The sequence below is a fragment of the Mycobacterium sp. 852013-50091_SCH5140682 genome, assembly GCF_001665685.1.
Classification (GTDB): Bacteria; Actinomycetota; Actinomycetes; order Mycobacteriales; family Mycobacteriaceae; genus Mycobacterium.
Genome location: NZ_LZTB01000120.1, coordinates 51,274 through 70,112, shown reverse-complemented (window position 1 = coordinate 70,112; position 18,839 = coordinate 51,274). Strand labels below are relative to the sequence as shown.

Sequence of the window (18,839 nt, the reverse complement as noted above, 5' to 3'; positions counted from 1 at the left end):
TTACTGCACGGTTTTCGTGATTTTTTGCGTGCGCAACTGGCCACTCGCCGAATACCGGGCCGATCCGCGGTGAAGCCTAGGAGCCGAACCGAAAGATAGCCGCGCTGGCCGCAATGACCAACGCCGCCAACGCAATCACCGGCGCGACCGCGAACAGCGTCAACGATGCGCCGACCATCGCGCCTGCCATCATCGTCGCCACCACGCTGTAGCGCAGCTTCTCCCGATCGCCCGTACCGCCGGCCAATCTGCTGTCGAGCCCGATGCCCACGATGGTCTGGGTGAGCACGGTGGTGCTGAGTTCCTGGATGCCGAACTGCCGCGCGGTGGCGTTCTGGATACCGAAGGTGATCGCCAGCCCCGAGATGAGAATCAGCTTCCGATTGTCCTGGTAGTCGAGCACACCGGCGCCGGCAAGGGCCGAAAGCGTCAGCAGCATAATCACTTCCACCGAATGCGTGACGGTGAGCCATCGCCTCGGATTGCCCTGCAGGTGCCGTGCGAACCGTCCGCCCGCAACAGTGCCTGCGACGAAGCTGACGAACGCGACGACCGCCGCCGCCAGGTCCACGCCCGAATGCGGCACCAACCAGAACCCCAGGAAGATCACGTTGCCGGTCATGTTCGCGACGAACACATGGCCGAGCACGAGCACACTGATCGCGTCGACGATGCCGGTCGCGAAGGTGAGCAGCAGTAACGCGGTAACGGTCAGCCGGTGCGAGACCGGTGACTGGATTCCCATCGCCTGAGGTTACAGCTGCGGTGACAGGTCCAGTTTGGTCAGTGCGGGCATTTGCGTTATCCGCCAATTGCTTCCGTCGCGTTTGAGCGTCACCCGGTACGACAGATAGCGCAGCGACGGGATGTTCTTGGTGACCGGGCTCGTCGACACCGAGTTGGTGTAGACGATCGCCGTCGCCTCGTCGGGCCCGATGCTCTCCACCGCCGTGCCCATCACCTGCGTGTTGCTGGAGACCTGCGCCTGCTTGTTTGTCGGCACGATCGAGTCGACGAATGTCCGATACTGCGCGGCGAAATCGCCCGACAGGTACTGCGACGCGCGCTGAGGCAGCGAATCGATGTTGTCCGGCGTGTAGGTCCACAGCGTGGTGATCGCGTTCGCCGAGGTCTCCGCGACCTTCAGCTTGGTCGCGACCAGGGCTTGGTCGGCGAGGTACGGCTGCACCATCGCGCCCGCGAACGCCCCCGCCGCCACGAACAACGCCGCGGCTCCGGCCGCCACGTACGTCAACCGCTTCCCGGCCGGCCGGAATGGGACCATGACAGTCTCGACGTTCTCATCCTCGCTCGATGCCGACTCGTCGGAATCCGTTGAGTCCTCGGCAGATTCGGCGTCCGTCTCGGATTCGTCTGCCGCGGTCTCGGCCGCCGCTGCGTCCTCCGTCTCCGCCGCAGATTCCGCAGACTCGGACTCCGCAACCTCAGGCTCCGCCGCTGTGTCCTCTGCCTCAACCTCAGGCTCAGCAACCTCGGCGGTCTCGTCGTCGACCACGGCTGCGCGGCGGCCCTTGCCGACCGGGGTCCGCGGCTTGGGCCGGGCCTCCGGCGACGGCGTGCTCGTCGAGGCGTTCGTGGCCGCCGTCTCAGAAGGCGACGTCTGGGCCTTGCGCTGCCACGGCATCCGCCGACGGCGCGGCGGGGTGGCCGAGCCCTCCGGGCTCGACGTCTCGGTGGTCAGATCACCTGATTCAGTTGGCTGATCTTCCACTGCTGTCCCTCTCGAATCGTCGTGACCACCCATCGGGCGCCACTTGCAATCGTTGACTTGCCGTCCGGTGACCGCGTGCTGGTCTTGACGGCGATCAACACATCTGCGCTGCCATTGTCATTCCAGCGTTGGATGCCCGCGTCCTCCACGGTGCCTTCGGTCGGCTCGGCCCGGGCCACCTGGACGACGATCTCGTTCTCTCTGTCCTTGAACATCTTCGCGAAATCGCCGGTGCCCTGCGCCGCGACACGGTCTGCATAGTCATTGGCGTGGTACGGATCGATGGTCGTGTACATCGTCATGAACTCGCGCACGTATCCGAGCGCCGCGGCGTCCTTGCCCTTCACCCGGTCGCCTGACACATGCCGTACCAGCATGAAGGTGCTGCCCGCGATCGCCGCCGCAACGAGCAGCGACGACAGCACAGCCACCAGCGGCAGTCCCCAGCGCTTCGGCGGTTTCGGTTGCACGGCAAAGTAATCCGGCTCCGAGGCGTCGACCTTGCGGCGTGGGCTCATTGTCCCGCCCCGTTCATCTGCGGCTTGGTGAGCACGGTCAGGTTGTCCACCCGCCACTGTCCGTCGATCTTGTGGAAGTCCACCCGCACGGTGGCGGTGAGGAACTTGAGGTTCTTCGGGTCGATGCCGCGCTGACCCTGCAGCGCCAGCAACATGGTCCCCTCGGTATCGCTCGACTCGGGCAACACCGCGCTGCTCACAGCCCAGTACTCATTGGTGTTGGGGCCCGCTTTGCGCACGGCGGCCTGCTGCACAACGAGCTGCGGACGGTAATTGTCGGTGGTCAGGTTGAGCGCCTTGGCGAAATCCTGGTCCATGGAGTCCACGCCGTAGCTCAGCAGCTGTTCGACGATCCGCGGACCCTGGTCAGCCAGCTGGGCACGGGCTCGCTCGACGGCGAGTTCCTGGCGATACGAACCGAAATATCCCAGCCCCACCGCCGCTGCTGACACCAGCACGCCTACCAGCAGAACGATCGCGGCTCGGCGCCGGACGTCCCGCACATCGTCGTCACGCACACCCACGCGGTGGGCTTCCGTGCGGGCCAGCAGATCGGCGAACGTGCGGTTACGGCTGTCCCACAACGGCCACAACCAGCCGATACACAGCGCGGCAGTGTCCAGTAGATGGGCAAGCTCGCGCAGTGTCAACCGCACCAGCCCGGCGTCAGCACCGTCGGCCGTCACCACCCGGATGCCTGCGACCGCCCGCCCCACGGTCCAGCCCGTCCTGGTGGGCAGCACGACGCGGTTGAGCAGCATCGCGATCATCACCGCGATGGCGACGCCTGCGTACACCCACCACAGCCAGCCATAGGTCGGCGCCGCGAACGCCAGCACGGCCAGCGTGGCGATCACCCCGACCCCCAGCAGCACATCGATGGCGAACGCTCCGGCGCGGACGGGCCATGACGCCAGCCGCGGCTCAGGGGTGGCGTCGGCAACCGGCGAGTCGACGGTGTCCGATGAAGGGGTATCCAACACGGCCGTCACGAGGTGACCTGGTCGAGCCTGGCCACCTTGTAGACACCGTCGTCGAGCGCCATCTTCACCCGCAGCCGGTAGCCCTGCTCCTCGTTGGCCTTCTCGGTATTGCTGACGACGACGCGGACCGCGACCAACAGGTCCATCGAACCGTCGTCGTTGTGCTTCTCCACGGCGGCGCGCAGATCGGAAACCTGCACCTTGACGTTCGCCGCCTGGTAGGCCTCCATCAGCATGCTGCTGTACAGCACCGACTGGGCACCGAAATCACCGGTCGAGCACTCGATGATCTTGGTCTGCGCCGCCGTCATCGCCGCCGTGTCGGGTGCCTGCGTCGCCGTCACACAATCCTTGGCCGCCTGCAGCGCGGACGCCTCGTCACGGGCGATCTGCTCGCTCTCGGCGTGCGACCGCAGTGCGAGGTAACCACCCGTCCCGGCCAGTGAGGTCAGGACGAGCAGACCTGCGCAGATCGCGGCCATCGCGCCCCGGCCCAGCCGGGACGGGCGCCGCTCAACGTCGGAACTCGATTCGACTTCCGGCCCGTCCGGATCCGCCGTGGCTTCCTGCTCGCTGGAATGCTCGACATCCTGCTCACTGGAGTGCTCTACGGCCTCCTCGGGGCGAGAGTCTGGGTGTTCGGGGTCCTGCTGGTCGGCGAGGTTCAGCCGGCTGGCGCCAGCATCTCCTTCCATCCGTCATCTCCTGGTTTATTCGAGTTGGTGACGGAGTACTTCACACCGCCTGGACCGACCACCTCGCCGCTTGACGGGCTATAGGTCGCGGTCGAACCTGCTGCCGGAGTGTAGATGCAGGGGTTCGGCTGCTGTCCACTGCAACTGACGCTACCGCCTCGCGGTGCGGTCAGCGGATCGCTGGTCGGAGCCGATCCGCCCACTTCAGGCGGTGGCAACATACTCGCGGGCAACGGGTTCAACCCGGTGTTGACCGAGGGCGCGGGGATCACCCGGCCAGGGTCCACAGGTTGATCGCATCGCGCAGCCGGGGCCGGGCAGTTGCGGATCTGGTTCGGGTCGCCGTACCACGGGTTGGTGCCCATCGGGATGTACGGCTCGTTGCTGCGGCATTCGATCGGGGTGGCCGCCCGCTTGCCCGGCACATCGGCACACGGGTAGTTACGGGCACCGCGGACCGCGTTCTGCGCATCCTTGGGGATCTTGCAGTACAGGCCCGACGGCAGCGGTGCCGTCGTGGTGTCGGCGGGCGCGCGCCATTGCGACGCAGGCAGGAAGCCCGTGAGGCACGGCGGCGGCATGTTGATACCGAGGCCGAAGTGCAGCAGGCCCTCGGGGGCGAAGATCGTCGCGGTCTGGGCGATCGCGGCACCCTGCGGGAGAACCACCAGCACCTGCTCGACGTTCTTGTTATAGCGCTTGAGCATGTCGATGACGATCTCGAGGTTCGCCAGCGTCTGCGGCAGCGATTCCCGGACGTCGCCGAACACCGCGTTCAATTGATCAGCCGTCGGTGCGGCCTGTTCGATGGTGCTCCGCAGCGCCGCGTCGTTCTGGGCGGTCTGGGCGGAAATCGTGTTCAGGTTCCTCGCCCAGCGCGAGATCGCGTCGCCCGAATTCACCTGGCTGTCGATGATGGGCCCGGAGTTGGTGACGATGTCGTTCACCGGGTCCAGGTTGTCCTTGAAGTCGCTCGCGATGGACTGCGTCGAATCGACCAGACGCTGCAGCGACGGGCCTAGGCCGCCAACCGCTTTCGCGGTCTCGTCGAGCAGAACCCCGATCTTCTCCTTCGGCAGCACCGACAGGCCGTGCTCGGCGGCGTCCAGCGCGGGACCCACCTCGGAGGGCACGGTGCCCTTGGTGATGGTGTCGCCCGACGCGAAGTACGCCTTCGACTCCCCCGGGGAGATCAGGTCGATGAACTGCTCACCGACCGCCGACACCGAGTGCACGTTGGCCGTGGCGTCGGTGGGGATCTTGTACCGGTTGTAGATGTTCATCTGGATCCGGGCACCGGTCTCGGTAGGCTCCACCGAGGTGACCTTTCCGATGGTGGTGCCGCGGTAGGTGACGTTGGCCGTCTTGTACAGGCCCGCAGAGTTGGGCAACTCAGCGTTCAGGTTGTACATCCCCACGCCTGCCCACGTGGGCAGGCGCAGGAACACCAGACCGAGCACCACCAGCGCGACCAGCGTCAGCGTCAGGAAGATGACGAGCTGCATCTTGATGAAGCGGGTCAGCAGCATCTTTTCACTCCCCTCTTTCCACCAGCGGACCGCCGGGCACATCGTGCGGGTTCGGCGTGAACCGCACGTCCGGGATCATCGTGTTCGGATCACGGCCCCAGGCCTGCTCCAGCGCCCGCAGCATGCCCGAGACACCGGTACCGGACAGGAGCGCGTTGTCCACCGAACTCAGCGTCAGGTCCAGGTTCAGCGACACGTTGATGTAGTCGCCGCGGATGGCCTTCGGGATGTTGTCGATGTTGAACGGCACCGTCAGCAGCAGCTTGAGTGCGCCCACCAGGTACGGGGCCGCCCGGCTGAGCTGCTTGAGCGGACGCTGCAGGTTCTGCAGGTTGGTATGCAGGTTGGCGTTGCTGCCCGACAGCGTCGTGTCGGCCGCCGCCGACAGCCGGCCCAGCGCGATCACCGCGTCGGCGAACAGATCGCGGGTGTCGGCGAAATGCTGGATCAGCGGCGGGAACTCGGTGAGCACCCGATCCAGCGTGTCGTTGCGCTGCGCCACGATGTTGAGCAACTGATTCGTCGAATCGATGGCCCGCGAGATGTCGTTGCGCTGCTGGTTGAGCTCATTGGTGAAGGTGTCCAGCTGCCCCAGGAACTGCCGGATCTGATCGGCCCGACCGTTGAGAATGTTGAACACCTCGGTTTGGATCACCTCGATGTTCGGGATGCCGCCACCGGTGAGGATGCCGGAGATCCCGGCCAGCGTCCGCTCGATCGTCGGGTAGGCCGACGACTGCGCCAGCGGGATGGTGTCGCCGCTGCGGAGCATCTCCGTCGACGGATTCTGGTCCGGCGGGTTGAGCTCGATGTGCTGCGAACCCAGCAAGCTGGTCTGGCCGATCTTGGCCAGCGTGTTCTTCGGCAGTTGGATGCCCGGCTCCAGATCGAGCGTCAGCGTGGGCACCCAGTTGACCAATTCGATGCTGCGGACCCGGCCGACGAACACGTCGCGGACCCGCACCCGGCTGTTGGCGTTGAGCGCCAACGTCTCCGGCATCTGCACGTACAGAGTGGTGTGGCCACCCTCGGTGCCGGGCCCACCCGGCAGCGGGACGTTGGCGATGCCACGCCACTGCCCACACGAGGTCAGCATCAGCGTCGCGGCCGCCAACACGGCCAGCCGTAAGCCGACCTTCTTGGGCGCCACCTTCTTGGGCAGCCTGATCCCACGCATTACGACCCTCCTGCCTCTGCGGGCAACGGCGGCCCACTCGGTGCGGGTGCGGGTGCCGGGGCGGCCGGAGCCGCCGGGGCGATGGCTGACAACGGATCTCCTGGGATGACGCCTGGCGCCGGTCCGGGCGGCGGCCCGGGCTGCGGATACCACGGCGGCGGCAGCGGGTTGTTCTGGTCGTAAGCGTTGGGCGGACCGGGCAGGTTGCCACCGGGAGGCGCCCCGAACGCCGGCGGAGCCGGCGGCGCGACGATGTCGGGGCCACCCATCAACTCGGCCAACGACTCCGGCGTGAGCATGTTCTGGGTGAACGGCTGCACCTGCACGCCCTGCATGCCCGGCGCGACCGTCCAGCCCTGCTCGTGGTTGCCGTGCGAGAACAAGGTGTCCCGCGCCCAGATGCCCGGAACGGTCGTGTCCTTGTATCCGCCCGGCGGCTGCAGCCGCGGCTCGGAGTAGGCGATCTGCTTGGGCAGCGTCATCGCAGTACTGGCCAGGTTCATGCCGAACGGCAGGAAGTTGAACTTGATCGCGTCAAGGATCGGCGCGAGGTACTGCGCACACAACTCCGCCGAATCCTGGTAGCCCAGCCGGCTTCCCGCCTGAATCGAGCTGCAGATGAACTGCAGCGGGTTGGAGAAGCTGGTCAGGCCTGGCAGCACCGGCAGACCGATGATGCCGCCCTGGTTGGGCGCCACGATGTTGACCACGTTGGCGGCCAGGTTCGGGTACGCGTGCAGGCCCGTCTCCAGGCCGTTGCGCGGCTCCGGCTGGAGGATCGCCGTGGTGGCCTCTTCGAGGTTGTTGACGTCGTGGGTCAGCACGCCACCGTTCTTGTCCAAGAACTGGCGGGTGGTCTTGAGCACCTGGTTCAGGTTCTGTACCGCGCTGGCCAACTCGTCATCTTTGGAGAAGTAGCCGGTGAACTTCGCCAGATCGTTGTTGAGCGCGACGAATTGCTGATCGCTCTTGTGCAATGCGTTGACGAACAGCGCCAGGCTCTTGACGATCGTGAAGAAGTCGCCGCGGCCCTGGTTGAGCGTGGTCAACGCCTCCGACAGACCGTTCAGCGTGCGGTTGAGCTGCTCGCCCTTGCCTGCGAAGCCGTCGGCGAACGACTCGACGATGTCACCGAACGGGCCCTTGGGCTGTTCGGGCGTCGGGCCCAGATCGTGCAGCAGGCGCGTCACCTGGTTGCGCAGCTCGTCGTACTCGATGGGGATCTGGGTCCGGTCCACCGGGATGACCGCGCCGTCCTGCATCTGCGGTCCGCCGGTGTAGGGCGGCGAGAGCTGGATGACGCGGGAGGCCACCAGGCTCGGGTTCAGCACGGAGGCACTGGCGTTCTCCGGCACCTTGTACCGGTTGTTGAAGTGGAAGACCACCTTCATCTTGTCGCCTGCGGTCTCGATGCTGTCGATCGCGCCGACGCGGACGCCCATGATGAGGACCTTGTCGCCGGGATACAGCGCAAGCACCTCGGGGAAGTACGCCGTGACCGTCGTGTTGGTCAGCTTCTTGTAGAGGCTGATACCGAAGTAGCCGACCGCGAGGGCCACCACTACTGCCAGCGCACCCAAGATCACCGCCAGCCGCGACATGTGCGGCAGCTTCAGGTTTCGGATGTTGAAAATCGTTGACATAGCTGTGGCCTATCCCTGCGACCCGGGCGGAAGGAACGGCGGATTACCCGGCAACGGAGCCGTGTCCACCGGCGGCAGCTGCGGACCCGGACCCGGAGGTGCCGGTGGCGCATTCAGCGGCGGCGGTATCGGCGCGAACCCGGGGACGAACTCGTCGGGCCCGGGCTGCGGGCTGACCGGCACGGTGCGGGCACCCGGCGGACCGGGAGCCAGAGGCACCGGGGCACCCGGCTGATCCGGCGGCATCTGACCGGGGATCGCCGCGCTGGGCACGCCCGGTGAGTGCGCCACACCATCCGGATTCGGTGCGGACGTCGCGACGTCGGGCGGGCCGTAGTTCGGCCCGTACGGGTTGTCACCGAACGGCCCCACGGTGGCGGCCGCACACGGCAGCGGGTTACCCGGCGACGGAATGCCCTGCGCTGTCGGCGTGTACGAGCACGGCGAACCGGGCGGGACGGCCGGTCCCGGATGCTCCGGGGTGCCTTCCAGCGGCGTCGGTGCCGGCGGCGGTGCGCCGTTCTCGAACCGCTTGCCGTTGGGATCCGGGAACCGGAACGACGGCAGGCCCGCGTTGCGCCAGAACTCCTCCGGATCGATGCCGCGCTTCTTGAACGCGGCGTCGACGAAGGGCTGCAGGATCTGCGGCGGCAGCAGGTTGACGAGCATGACCTTGAAGTACGGGCCGGAGGCCAGCGCCTCGGCCAGCGAGGTGATGAACTTGCCCGCGATGGTCAGCGTGTCGGCGAGGTCCTGCTTGCGCTGCACCAGGATGTCGCTGACCGTGCGCAGCTGCTCCAGCACGTGGTTGAGGTTCGGATTGTCGTTGATCAGGCCTTCGACCTGCTGCGACACCGACGACACCCGCTCGAGCAGCAGGCTGACAGCCTGGCCACGCTGGTTGACCGCGGCCAGCAGGGTCTGCGCGTTCACCAGCAGCTGGTTCACCTGGGTGCTGCGGTCACCGAGCACCGTGGCGATTTTGTTCGCGTTGGCCAGCAGCTGGCGGACCTGATCGTCGCGCTTGCCGATGGTCTCGGAGAATCTGGCCACCCCGTCGAGCGCGGCGCTCAGGTGCGGCGAGGTCTGATCCACCGTCTCCGACAGCACGTTCAGCGACTGCTTGACCGATTGGATGTCCCACCCGGAGGCATTGCGGGTGACATCGAAGATGGCGTCGTAGATCTGATACGGCGTGGTCGTCTGGCCGACCGGCAATGTTCCGCCCGGGGCCAGGGTCTGGTTGCCCCGCGGCTGGATCTCGATGTTCTTGCGGCCGAGGATGGTGTCGGTCCGGATGGCGGCCCGGCTCTCGGTGCCGATGGTGCGGCCGCCGAGCGTATAGCCGATCACCACCTTGTCCCCGCTGATGTCCATCGTCTTGACATCACCGACGTCCATACCGGCGATGCGCACCCGGTCGCCCACGTTCAAGCCACCGGTGTCGGTGAACTGCGCGTAGTAGGTCGGTACGGCGAAGATCATCGGCACGCTGGTCAGCGTCGAACCCACCGCGATGATGAGCGCGACCACGGCCACGCCCATCAGGCCCTTACGGAACCGGTCGGAACCCTGCAGTGTCCTCATTTCGGCGTGCACCTACCCGACGGCTGCGAAGTGATTCGTACGGTTCGGACGGGGCCGCCCGGCTGCAACCCGTTGAGCTTCAACGAGAGGTCACAGGCGTAGAAGTTGAAGAAGTCGCCGTAGATACCACCAGCTCGGCCGATGATCTTCAGTGCTGCCGGAATCTGCACCAGGATGTCGTTGACCTCCTGCTTCTGGTCGATCAGTGGCTTCTGGATGACGTCGAGATAGCCCAGCGTGTCGTGCAGCAGCGGCCGGTTGTCGCTCAGCAGGTCGGCAAGCGATCCCGCGGCGTTGCTGATGTTGGCCACCGAGGCGCCGATCGGGTCGGCCCGGTTCTTCAGGCCGGTGATCAGCGTTTCGAAGTTCTTCAACGTGTCGTCGAACTGCTTCTGGTGCTTGACGGTGGTGTCCAGGACGATGTTGAGGTTCTTGATGACCTCACCGATGGCCTGATCGCGGTCGGCGATCGTGGAGGTCAACTGCGAGGTCTGGTCCAGGATGTCGTTGATGGTGCCGCCCTGCCCCTGGAACACCGTGATCAGCGACTTGGCGATGGTGTTGACCTTGTCCGGGGCCAGCGAGTTGAACAGCGGCCGGAAACCACCGACGAGGGCATCGAGGTCCAGTGCGGGCTGCGTGCGGTCCAGCGGGATGGTGCTGCCGGGAGGCATGATCTTGTTGCTCTCGCCGCGCTTGAGCTCGAGGTACCGGTTGCCGATCAGGTCCTGGTAGCGGATCGCCGCGGTGGTCTGGTCGAACAACGGCAACGACTTCTCGACGTTGAACGTCACCTCGGCCTGCTCGCCGCCGTTGATCAGGTCGACCTTGGAAACCTTGCCGACCTCGACGCCGGCGGCCCGGACGAACTGTCCGCTGCGCAGTCCACTGACGTTCTTGAACACCGCGGTGTACTCGTTGGTGCTGTTGAACCGGATCTGGCCGAACACCACGAAGATGAGCGCGGTGAACGTGAGCAGCACCAGGGAGAAGATCCCCAGTTTGATGATCGTGCCCTTGATGCTCATGCGGTTCCCTCGCAGGCTCGGTTGCCGCCTGGCATCTGGTCGATTGCGCAAACGTCACGCATCTGTTGTCTATTCGCTTCGCTCATGGGTTGATCGTGTTCTCCCCCACTTGGCGGCCCCAGACGTACTCGGCCGTCAACGGCTGACCGAGCTCGAAGTGGTTGTACGGCGCGATCGATGCACCGGTATCCATCACCAGGTACGGCATCGGCCACAGGTCGCGGGTGATGGGCTGCCAGCAGCCCGGCCGACCCTCGGGGCCGCCCTTGGCATTCACCCGAGGCAGGTTGTCCGGGTACACGTACGCGTTGCCGACGCCGACGACGAGCGAGTGCGTCAGCAGCGAGTAGCCGTTACCGCCGAGGGCGGCAGCCAGCTTCGGCGCGGCGTCGTGGAAGTTGCGGATGGTGCAGAACAACGCCGGGCTGTACTTGTCCAGCAGCGCCGAGGTCGGCAGCAGGTCCTGCGCGCCACGGACCAGGTACGGGCCGCCGCGCTCGAAGATCTCACCACCGGTGTTGCCGAAGCCGACCGCGGCGACCAGCGCCTGGTCGAGGTTGCCGCGTTGGTCGTTGAGGGTGTGCGCGGTGGTCACCGCGTTGGTCAGACCGTTCCACAGATCCGGTGAGGCGTTGGCGTACACCTCGCTGAGATCGGCCAACGCCGTGATGTCGTGCCGGATCTGCGGCATGCGCGGATTGAGGTCGGCCAGGATGGTGTTGCCGTTGACGATCGACTGCCCGAACTTGTCGCCGAGCCCGTCGAGGGCCTGGGCCGTCGCGGTCAAGGTCTCGTTGAGCTTGATCGGGTCGACCTGCTCGGAGATCTTCGTGATGGTCTCGAACAGCGTGTTGAACTCCGTCGTCACGCCCTGGGCCTGAATCGGCGTATCCGCGGAGACCCGTTCCGGTGACGGATTCGGCGGCGAGATGAACGAGATGTACTTGTTGCCGAACACCGTGGTGGCGCGCAACTCGGCGTCCACGTTCTGCGGGATCAGATGCAGGTACTTCGGGTCGACGTCCAGGATCAGCTTGGCTTCGGGGTTGTCGTTGACCTCGACGACCTTGACCGTGGCCAGCCTGCCGATCGGCACACCGTTGTAGGTGACCTTCGAACCCGGGTCCATCGACAAGCCTGCGCGGCCGGACAGAACCGTCAGCTGCGTCTTGGGTTCGAAAAACCCGCGAAACTGCAGCCAGGTCAGGCCCAGGATCAGCGCGGTCACCAAGGCCAGGACGAGCCCCGCCAACTTGTACGGCGGGGTCTTCGACTTGTTCAGGGGGGCGTGCGGCGCGGTCATGGCGCTACACCGTGAGGTTGAAGTTGGGGTCGGTGCCGTACAGCGCCAACGATGCCAACAGGACCACACAGACGATCGCGATCAACGACGTGCGCATCGACCTCCCCACTGCCTCACCGACACCGACAGCACCGCCACTGGCGTAGTAGCCGAAGTAGCAGTGGTTCAACATCACGATGATCGACATGATGACGACCTCGAGGAAGGACCACATCACGTCGTCGACGCGCAGGAACGTATGGAAGTAGTGCTCATACGTTCCGACCGACTGTGCGTAGAAGATGGTCGTCACCAGCTGCGCCGACAGGAACGACAGCAGGATGGCCATCGCGTACAGCGGGACGATGACGATGGCGCCTGCCATCAACCGCGTGGACACCAGGTACGAAATCGACTTGATGCCCATGACTTCCAGGGCGTCGACCTCTTCGCTGATGCGCATGGCGCCGAGCTCGGCGGTGGCGCCTGCGCCGACCGTGGAGGCCAGCGCCTGGCCGGTGACCACGGGCGCGACGACGCGCACGTTGGCCAGGGCGGCGAAGAATCCGGTGAACGCCTCGACACCGATGTTGCCCAGGGATGCGAAACCCTGGATGGCGATCAGCGAACCCGCGGACAGGGTGACAAAGCCGATGATGGCGACGGTGCCGCCGATGACGGCCATGGCCCCGGTGCCCATCCCGATCTCGGCGACCAGTCTCAGCGTCTCACGCCGGTAGTAGCGGAAGGCGTGCGGTACGTGACCGACCGCCTGCACCACGAACCATGCGACGTGGCCCATGCTGTCGAGCAGCCGGCCGGGTGCGGCCGCCACCTCGGACGAACGCGCGAACGCCCGGGGGAACCGGGAGCGAAGGACTGTTGATGTACTCATGTCAGGTCTTCGTTCCGAACCGCACACCGATGGTGGTGAGCACGACGTTGACAGCGAACAGGGCGATGACGCACAAGACCAGGGTCTCGTTCACCGCCGTACCAACACCTTTCGAACCGCCTGCGGTGGTCAGCCCGCGGTAGCAGCCCACGAGCCCGGCGATGAGACCGAAGATCGTGGCCTTGATGACCGAGATCATCACCTCGGGGAAACCGGTGAGCAGCGTCAGCGTGGACACGTACGCACCGGCGGAGACGTTCTGGATGTACACACCGAAGAAGAAGCCACCGACGAGGCCGATGATGATCACGGTGCCGTTGAGCAAGAAGGCGACGAACGTCGCGGCGACGACGCGCGGAACCACGAGGCGCTCGATCGGATCGATGCCGAGCACCTCCATGGCGTCGATCTCTTCGCGGACCGTCCGGGCGCCGAGGTCGGCACAGATGGCCGTCGACCCGGCACCGGCCACGACCAACACCGTCACCAGGGGTCCGAGCTGCGTCACCGCGGCCAGACCGGCACCGGCGCCGGAGATGTCGGCGGCACCGAACTCCGCGAGCAGGATGTTCAGCGTGAAGATGATGAGCACCGTCAGCGGGATGGACACCGCCAGTGTCGGCAGGAATGCGACCCGGATAAGGAACCAGCTCTGAAGGACGAATTCCTTCCACTGGAACGGCCGGGTGAGGAGTGCCTTGCCGGTGAGTACTGTCATCTTGAAGAAGCCACCGACCATCGCCATCGGCTTCTCGAGCTGATCACGAACGTAGCCGACAAGCGCGTTGGACGACGCCGTCACCGGTGCACCCCCTGGACGTGTCGCACGCCCCCTCCTTGCCTCAACCCCGCGTACGTGATCTGCATCTCCCTACTCGTGGGTAGTAAGTGAGACCACAGGACTGTACCCGATACAAACGTGGCCGTGCACCGCATCGGCTGGATTATGCCGTGAACCGTTAGCAAACCCCGACCCCGTTCTTTATTTTCCTGAGTGACCTGCAGAAACCGTTGACGGAGAATAAGTTTCGCTAACGTTAATCTGCCCGCCGCGACCGAACCGCTCACGGAGCTCGGTCTTGAGTACCTTGCCAGACGGATTACGCGGAAGCGCCTCGACGATCTCGAGTGCCTTGGGGTGCTTATAGCGGGCCAGTCGCTCGGTGAGGAACTCGTCGAGATCGGCCAGATTCAGTGGCGAGTCCTGGCCACCGCTGAGCGCCACGACCGCCACGGGCACCTCGCCCCACTTCTCGTGGGGCCGCCCGATCACGGCGGCTTCGACGATCGCAGGGTGGGCTGCGAGGGCGTTCTCGACCTCGGCGCAGTAGATGTTCTCGCCGCCCGAGATGATCATGTCCTTCTTGCGGTCCACCACCCAGACGTAGCCCTCCTCGTCCTGGCGTACCAGGTCACCGGAGTGGAACCAGCCGCCGGCGAACGCTTCGGCCGTAGCCTTCGGGTTGTTCCAGTAGCCGGCCATCAGTGTCGGTGCCCGATAAACGATCTCGCCGACGTCACCGACCGCCACATCGTTCATGTTCTCGTCGACGATGCGGGCCGACACCGTGGGGATGACGCGGCCGACGGATCCGAGTTTCCGAATGGCGTCCTGGGCCAAGAGCATGCAGGTGACCGGTGACATCTCGGTCTGCCCGAACGCCGCGAGGATCTGGGCGCCGGGGAACGTCTCGGCCATCGTCTGCAGCAGCGTGTCCGACGCCGGGGCCGCACCCCAGGACAGCACGCGCAGTTTGAGGTTGCGGGGCTTGGCTTGCTGCGCGGCGCAGACGGCCTGCCACTGCGCGGGCACCAGGAAGATGCCGGTGACGTTCTCGGCCTCCAGCACGTCGAGCAGTGCACCGGGATCGAAGGCGCCCAGCGGGTAGAGCACGGTGGGTAAGCCCAACAGCAGCCCGGTGGTCACATTGCCTGCGATTCCGGCGATGTGGAACAGCGGGACGCCGATGAAACCGACGTCGTTGCTGAGGTCGACGCCGACGGTGAACATGTTGGTCATGGCCTGACCGGTGAGGTTTGCGTGCGTGAGCACCGCACCCTTGGGCCGGCCGGTGGTCCCGGACGTGTACATGATCAGCGCAGGCGAATCATCGGCAATGTCAACGACTTCCGGGCTCTCCCCGGGCTCTGCGATGAGGTCGTCGTAGCCGAGCACACCATCCTCGCCGTCACCGCCTGCGACGATCACCGTCTGCAACGTCGGATCCAGGTCGCGCACCGCGGTGGCCACCCCGGCCAGGACGGACTCGGTGACGATCACGCACGCCTGACAATCACTGACCAGGAAGGCGACTTCCGGAGGCGTCATCCGGAAGTTCACCGGCACCGCGATGGCCCCGAGTTTGTTTGCGGCAAGGAATGATTCGATGAACTCGGGGCGGTTGAGCATCAGGATCAGCACCCGGTCGCCCGGGCCGATACCGCGTCGGCTCAGGGCACCGGCCAGTTTGTCGACCCGCTCGTGGAGCTCACGCCAGGTGGTGGTGTGTCCCAAGAATCGCAGCGCGGTGTTGTCCGGTTGCATGAGCGCGTGCCGCGCCAGTTGGTTGGTCCAGTTCTGACGACGCGCCAGATACGGCTGCTCGGTGGGGGACGGCTCGGCTGTCAACGGTCCGGTACTCCAGTTGCATGATGTTGATATTTGATCAAACATTGGGTTGCCCCGGTCACACTATGGCCTCGGCCTCACGAGTACAAGCCTGACCGGAGATCATGTGAACGCACCCGCCCGCCCCGCCGCGCGGCGCCGTCGTGTCGCCCGTCGCGAGCAACTCTCCGACGAGGTGGCGGCCCATCTGCGCGCCGAGATCATGACCGGCGTACTACGGCCCGGCACGTTCATCCGGCTCGACGAAACCGCGGCCACGCTGGGCGTCAGCATCACACCCGTGCGCGAGGCACTGCGCACACTGCGCGGTGAGGGCATGGTGCAACTGGAGCCGCACCGCGGCCATGTCGTGGTCCCGTTGACCCGCACCGACGTCGAGGACATCTTCTGGTTGCAGGCCACCATCGCGCGCGAACTCGCCGCCACCGCGGCCGAGCGCATCACCGACGAGGAGATCGACGAGCTCGAGCGCCTGACCGCCGACCTCGAAGTGGCGGTCGCCCGGATGGACGCCGACGAGGTCTCGTCGGCGGAGTTCGCGTTCCACCGCGCGTTCAACCGGGCCAGCGGCCGAATCAAGTTGGCCTGGTTCCTTCTTCACGTCGCACGGTATCTGCCCGCGCTGGTCTATTCGAACGATCCACGGTGGGGCGCCGAGGCGATCGAACACCACCGCGAGTTGATCGCGGCACTGCGCCGTCGCGACATCGACAGCGCGGTCCGGCTCAACGCCGTCCAGTTCACCGATGGCGCAACGCGGTTGATCGCCCGGCTGGACGAGAGCGGCATGTGGAATCACGAAAACGAGTCCGATCCGGCATCGGATATGTAACGATCCGCGGGTGGGGGTCAACCGTAACTGGTTCATGTCGTTGCTCGCTGCCGTCGCACTGCTGTGCGCCACCACCGTGCCCGCTGCCGCCGACCCGGTCACCGGGAACTGCGGTTTCGAGCCGGATGACATATACGCCAAGGAATTTCAGTGCAATCGGTACGGCGAGTTCTACACCCCGCCGGACCCGCTGCCCGCAGGGAACCCCGGTGATCTGATCCGCAGCGAGCCTATGCGCATCGTCTACGAACCGTCCGGGCAACTCGGCAGCTGGGTGGCCGCTGCCACCCGAATCATGTACCTCAGCAATGACTCTCGCGGTAAGCCCACCGCGGTCACCGGCACCTACTTCGAACCCGACCGACCGTGGCCGGGAGCCGGACCACGCCCGTTGATCGCGTTCGCGCCGGGCACGCAGGGCCAAGGTGACCAGTGCGCGCCGTCTCGGGTGTTCGGCCAGAGCATCCACTTCTCCAGCGGCCTCGACATCACCATGGGCTACGAGGAGTTGTTCGTGGCCACCATGGTCGCGCGTGGATTCGCGGTCGTGGTAACAGATTACGAGGGTTTGGGCACTCCGGGTGTGCACACCTACGTCAACCGGCTGGCCGAGGCGCAGGCGCTCCTTGATGCCGCGCGGGCGGCCAAGAGACTGCCGGGGACGTCACTGACACCCGACGGGCCGGTGGCACTGTGGGGTTATTCGCAGGGCGGCGGCGCGAGCGCGGCGGCCGCGGAGTCGGCGCCGGGCTATGCGCCCGAGCTGCATGTGGTGGGCGCATACGCCGGCGCCCCGCCCGCCGATCTGCCCGAGTTGCTGCCCTACGTCGACGGCAGCATCCTGGTCGGAGCCGTCGGCTATCTCATCAACGGCGCCATCGCGGCCTATCCCGAAGCCGCCGACGCGATCCACGACAAGCTCACCCCGCAAGGCGAAGACCTGCTCGCCAAGACCAAGGACCAGTGCGTCGTCGAAACCGCGTTGACCTTCGGATTCCACCATCTGCGTTCGTATTTCAACGGCGACCCCTACGAGGTGATCGCCAACGAGCCGTTCAAGAGCCTGCTCGATCTGCAACGCATCGGCCGGCTCAAACCCGCTGCGCCGGTTTTCATCGACAGCAACCACTTCGATCCGTTGGTGCCGTGGACCGGAGCCAACCAGCTCGGTCGGGACTGGTGCGCGCAGGGCGCCGACGTCGAGTTCTGGACCAACGACCAACCGCCGTTCCTCAACAAGCTGGCGGTCAACCATGCGCTGGCCTACTTCATGGACGGCGAGCGCGGCATGCAGTGGATCGCCGACCGGTTCAACGGCGTGCCGACCACACCGAACTGTGGGCAGTTCTAGGCACGGTCTCCCTTGCCCAGTGGCCAGTTATGCCACGCTCAGAGCGCGAAAAATCGTGCACAACTGGCCACTCGGCGAGAAGTACGACTAGGCGGACAGCTGCTGCGCCCTGGCAATCAGGGCGTTGGCCAGGTGGTCGAGGGTGTCGCCGATGAGCTTCTTCACCATCAGGCTCGGGATCGGCAACTTGGTGTCGACCTCGACCTCCATGTCGACCTGCAGCAGCGTGCTGGCCCCGAGCGGCACGGCCGAGAACCGCTGCTCCTGCTTGGAGAAGTGATCGCCCTGCTGCAGCACGGTGTAGATCTGGTTCTCGGCGGGGTAGTAGACCGCGGTGATGAACACCCCGGCCTGGCCTTGGATCTCGACGTCCAACCGCAGCTGGCTGGGCCGGCCGTCGTCGTAACGGGCCAGGATCCAGCATCCCTTGATCTCTGGGTTCCACTGCGGATAGGCCTCGAAGTCGGCGACGATCGCCATGATCGTCTCGGCGGGGGCGTCGACTTCGACTGTCTTACTTACCAGCGGCATCCGCCGAGCATATCGACCTCAGCAGGGACCGGATCCCATCGGGAATGGGCACCGGGCGACGGGACTCCCGTTCGACGTAGACGTGCACCCAGTGACCGACCGCGGCGACCGGCCCGCCGGACCGAAAGAGCCCGAGCCGGTAGGTGACGCTGCTGTGGCCCAGCCGCGTCACCGACAGCCCCACGACCAGCGAATCCGGGAACTTCAGCTCGGACAGGAACCGGCAGCCGGACTCCGCCACCACGCCCAGCCACGGCGCCGTGATCGGGTCGATGTCGCAGTTCGTGTTGATCCACGCGTTGATCGCGGTGTCGAACAATTCGTAGTACACGGCGTTGTTGAGGTGCCCGAACATGTCGTTGTCGGTCCACCGGGTGAGCACCGGCCAGTGCAGCGGGAAATCGTCGCTCGACAGCGGCTGATCCAT

At 65.7% G+C, this 18,839-nt stretch carries 18 protein-coding genes; 2 read left to right on the top strand and 16 right to left on the bottom strand.

The window, feature by feature from the left end:
- Window positions 1–76: 76 nt before the first annotated feature.
- From A5784_RS31645 to fadD5, 14 genes are all read right to left on the bottom strand, one after another.
- Window positions 77–745 (bottom strand): YoaK family protein, encoded by a 669-nt coding sequence (locus tag A5784_RS31645; protein WP_064948815.1) that lies wholly within the window; start codon window positions 743–745, stop codon window positions 77–79.
- Between the two features lie 9 nt (window positions 746–754).
- Complete coding sequence (locus A5784_RS31640) at window positions 755–1,732, bottom strand: hypothetical protein (RefSeq protein WP_064948814.1); 978 nt, start codon at window positions 1,730–1,732, stop codon at window positions 755–757.
- Window positions 1,699–2,250: an Rv1363c family protein gene (locus tag A5784_RS31635; RefSeq protein WP_064948813.1), complete on the bottom strand. Its 552-nt coding sequence runs from the start codon at window positions 2,248–2,250 to the stop codon at window positions 1,699–1,701. The genes A5784_RS31640 and A5784_RS31635 overlap by 34 nt, the downstream gene beginning before the upstream one ends.
- Complete coding sequence (locus tag A5784_RS31630) at window positions 2,247–3,242, bottom strand: RDD family protein (protein WP_064948812.1); 996 nt, start codon at window positions 3,240–3,242, stop codon at window positions 2,247–2,249. Before A5784_RS31630 ends, A5784_RS31635 begins: the two co-directional genes overlap by 4 nt.
- On the bottom strand, window positions 3,239–3,928 hold the full coding sequence (locus tag A5784_RS31625; protein WP_064948811.1) for an Rv1363c family protein: 690 nt from the start codon (window positions 3,926–3,928) through the stop codon (window positions 3,239–3,241). Before A5784_RS31625 ends, A5784_RS31630 begins: the two co-directional genes overlap by 4 nt.
- Window positions 3,898–5,457 carry an MCE family protein gene (locus tag A5784_RS31620; RefSeq protein ID WP_082945207.1) on the bottom strand — a complete coding sequence of 520 codons (1,560 nt, stop codon included), beginning with the start codon at window positions 5,455–5,457 and terminating at the stop codon, window positions 3,898–3,900. The genes A5784_RS31625 and A5784_RS31620 overlap by 31 nt, the downstream gene beginning before the upstream one ends.
- Before the next feature lie 4 nt (window positions 5,458–5,461).
- A complete protein-coding gene (locus tag A5784_RS31615) occupies window positions 5,462–6,634 on the bottom strand; it encodes a virulence factor Mce family protein (protein ID WP_064948810.1) in 1,173 nt (390 codons plus the stop codon).
- Entirely contained in the window at window positions 6,634–8,277 is a 1,644-nt protein-coding gene (locus tag A5784_RS31610) for a virulence factor Mce family protein (protein WP_064948809.1), read from the bottom strand. Before A5784_RS31610 ends, A5784_RS31615 begins: the two co-directional genes overlap by 1 nt.
- Window positions 8,278–8,286: 9 nt before the next feature.
- Entirely contained in the window at window positions 8,287–9,864 is a 1,578-nt protein-coding gene (locus tag A5784_RS31605) for an MCE family protein (RefSeq protein ID WP_064948842.1), read from the bottom strand.
- Entirely contained in the window at window positions 9,861–10,892 is a 1,032-nt protein-coding gene (locus A5784_RS31600; RefSeq protein WP_064948808.1) for a virulence factor Mce family protein, read from the bottom strand. The genes A5784_RS31605 and A5784_RS31600 overlap by 4 nt, the downstream gene beginning before the upstream one ends.
- 82 nt (window positions 10,893–10,974) lie before the next feature.
- Window positions 10,975–12,195, bottom strand: a complete 1,221-nt coding sequence (locus tag A5784_RS31595) for an MCE family protein (RefSeq protein WP_064948807.1) — start codon at window positions 12,193–12,195, stop codon at window positions 10,975–10,977.
- 4 nt (window positions 12,196–12,199) lie between these two features.
- A complete protein-coding gene (locus tag A5784_RS31590; RefSeq protein WP_502687556.1) occupies window positions 12,200–12,976 on the bottom strand; it encodes an MlaE family ABC transporter permease in 777 nt (258 codons plus the stop codon).
- Window positions 12,977–13,070: 94 nt separating this feature from the next.
- Complete coding sequence (locus tag A5784_RS31585; protein WP_197514948.1) at window positions 13,071–13,814, bottom strand: MlaE family ABC transporter permease; 744 nt, start codon at window positions 13,812–13,814, stop codon at window positions 13,071–13,073.
- Window positions 13,815–14,051: 237 nt separating this feature from the next.
- Window positions 14,052–15,743, bottom strand: a complete 1,692-nt coding sequence (gene fadD5 / locus A5784_RS31580; protein WP_064948804.1) for a fatty-acid--CoA ligase FadD5 — start codon at window positions 15,741–15,743, stop codon at window positions 14,052–14,054.
- Between the two features lie 61 nt (window positions 15,744–15,804).
- Between fadD5 and A5784_RS31575 the strand changes: the two genes are divergently transcribed.
- Together A5784_RS31575 and A5784_RS31570 are read left to right on the top strand one after the other, a co-directional pair.
- Entirely contained in the window at window positions 15,805–16,530 is a 726-nt protein-coding gene (locus tag A5784_RS31575) for a GntR family transcriptional regulator (RefSeq protein WP_064948803.1), read from the top strand.
- A gap of 34 nt (window positions 16,531–16,564) precedes the next feature.
- Window positions 16,565–17,881, top strand: coding sequence for a lipase family protein (locus A5784_RS31570; protein ID WP_064948841.1), 1,317 nt, complete (start codon window positions 16,565–16,567; stop codon window positions 17,879–17,881).
- Window positions 17,882–17,968: 87 nt separating this feature from the next.
- Here A5784_RS31570 and A5784_RS31565 read toward each other — a convergent pair whose 3' ends face one another.
- Both A5784_RS31565 and A5784_RS31560 read right to left on the bottom strand, forming a co-directional pair.
- A complete protein-coding gene (locus tag A5784_RS31565; RefSeq protein WP_064948802.1) occupies window positions 17,969–18,412 on the bottom strand; it encodes an SRPBCC family protein in 444 nt (147 codons plus the stop codon).
- The gene (locus A5784_RS31560; RefSeq protein WP_064948840.1) at window positions 18,396–18,839 is read right to left on the bottom strand and encodes an acyl-CoA thioesterase; all 444 of its coding nucleotides are present in this window, start codon (window positions 18,837–18,839) and stop codon (window positions 18,396–18,398) included. Before A5784_RS31560 ends, A5784_RS31565 begins: the two co-directional genes overlap by 17 nt.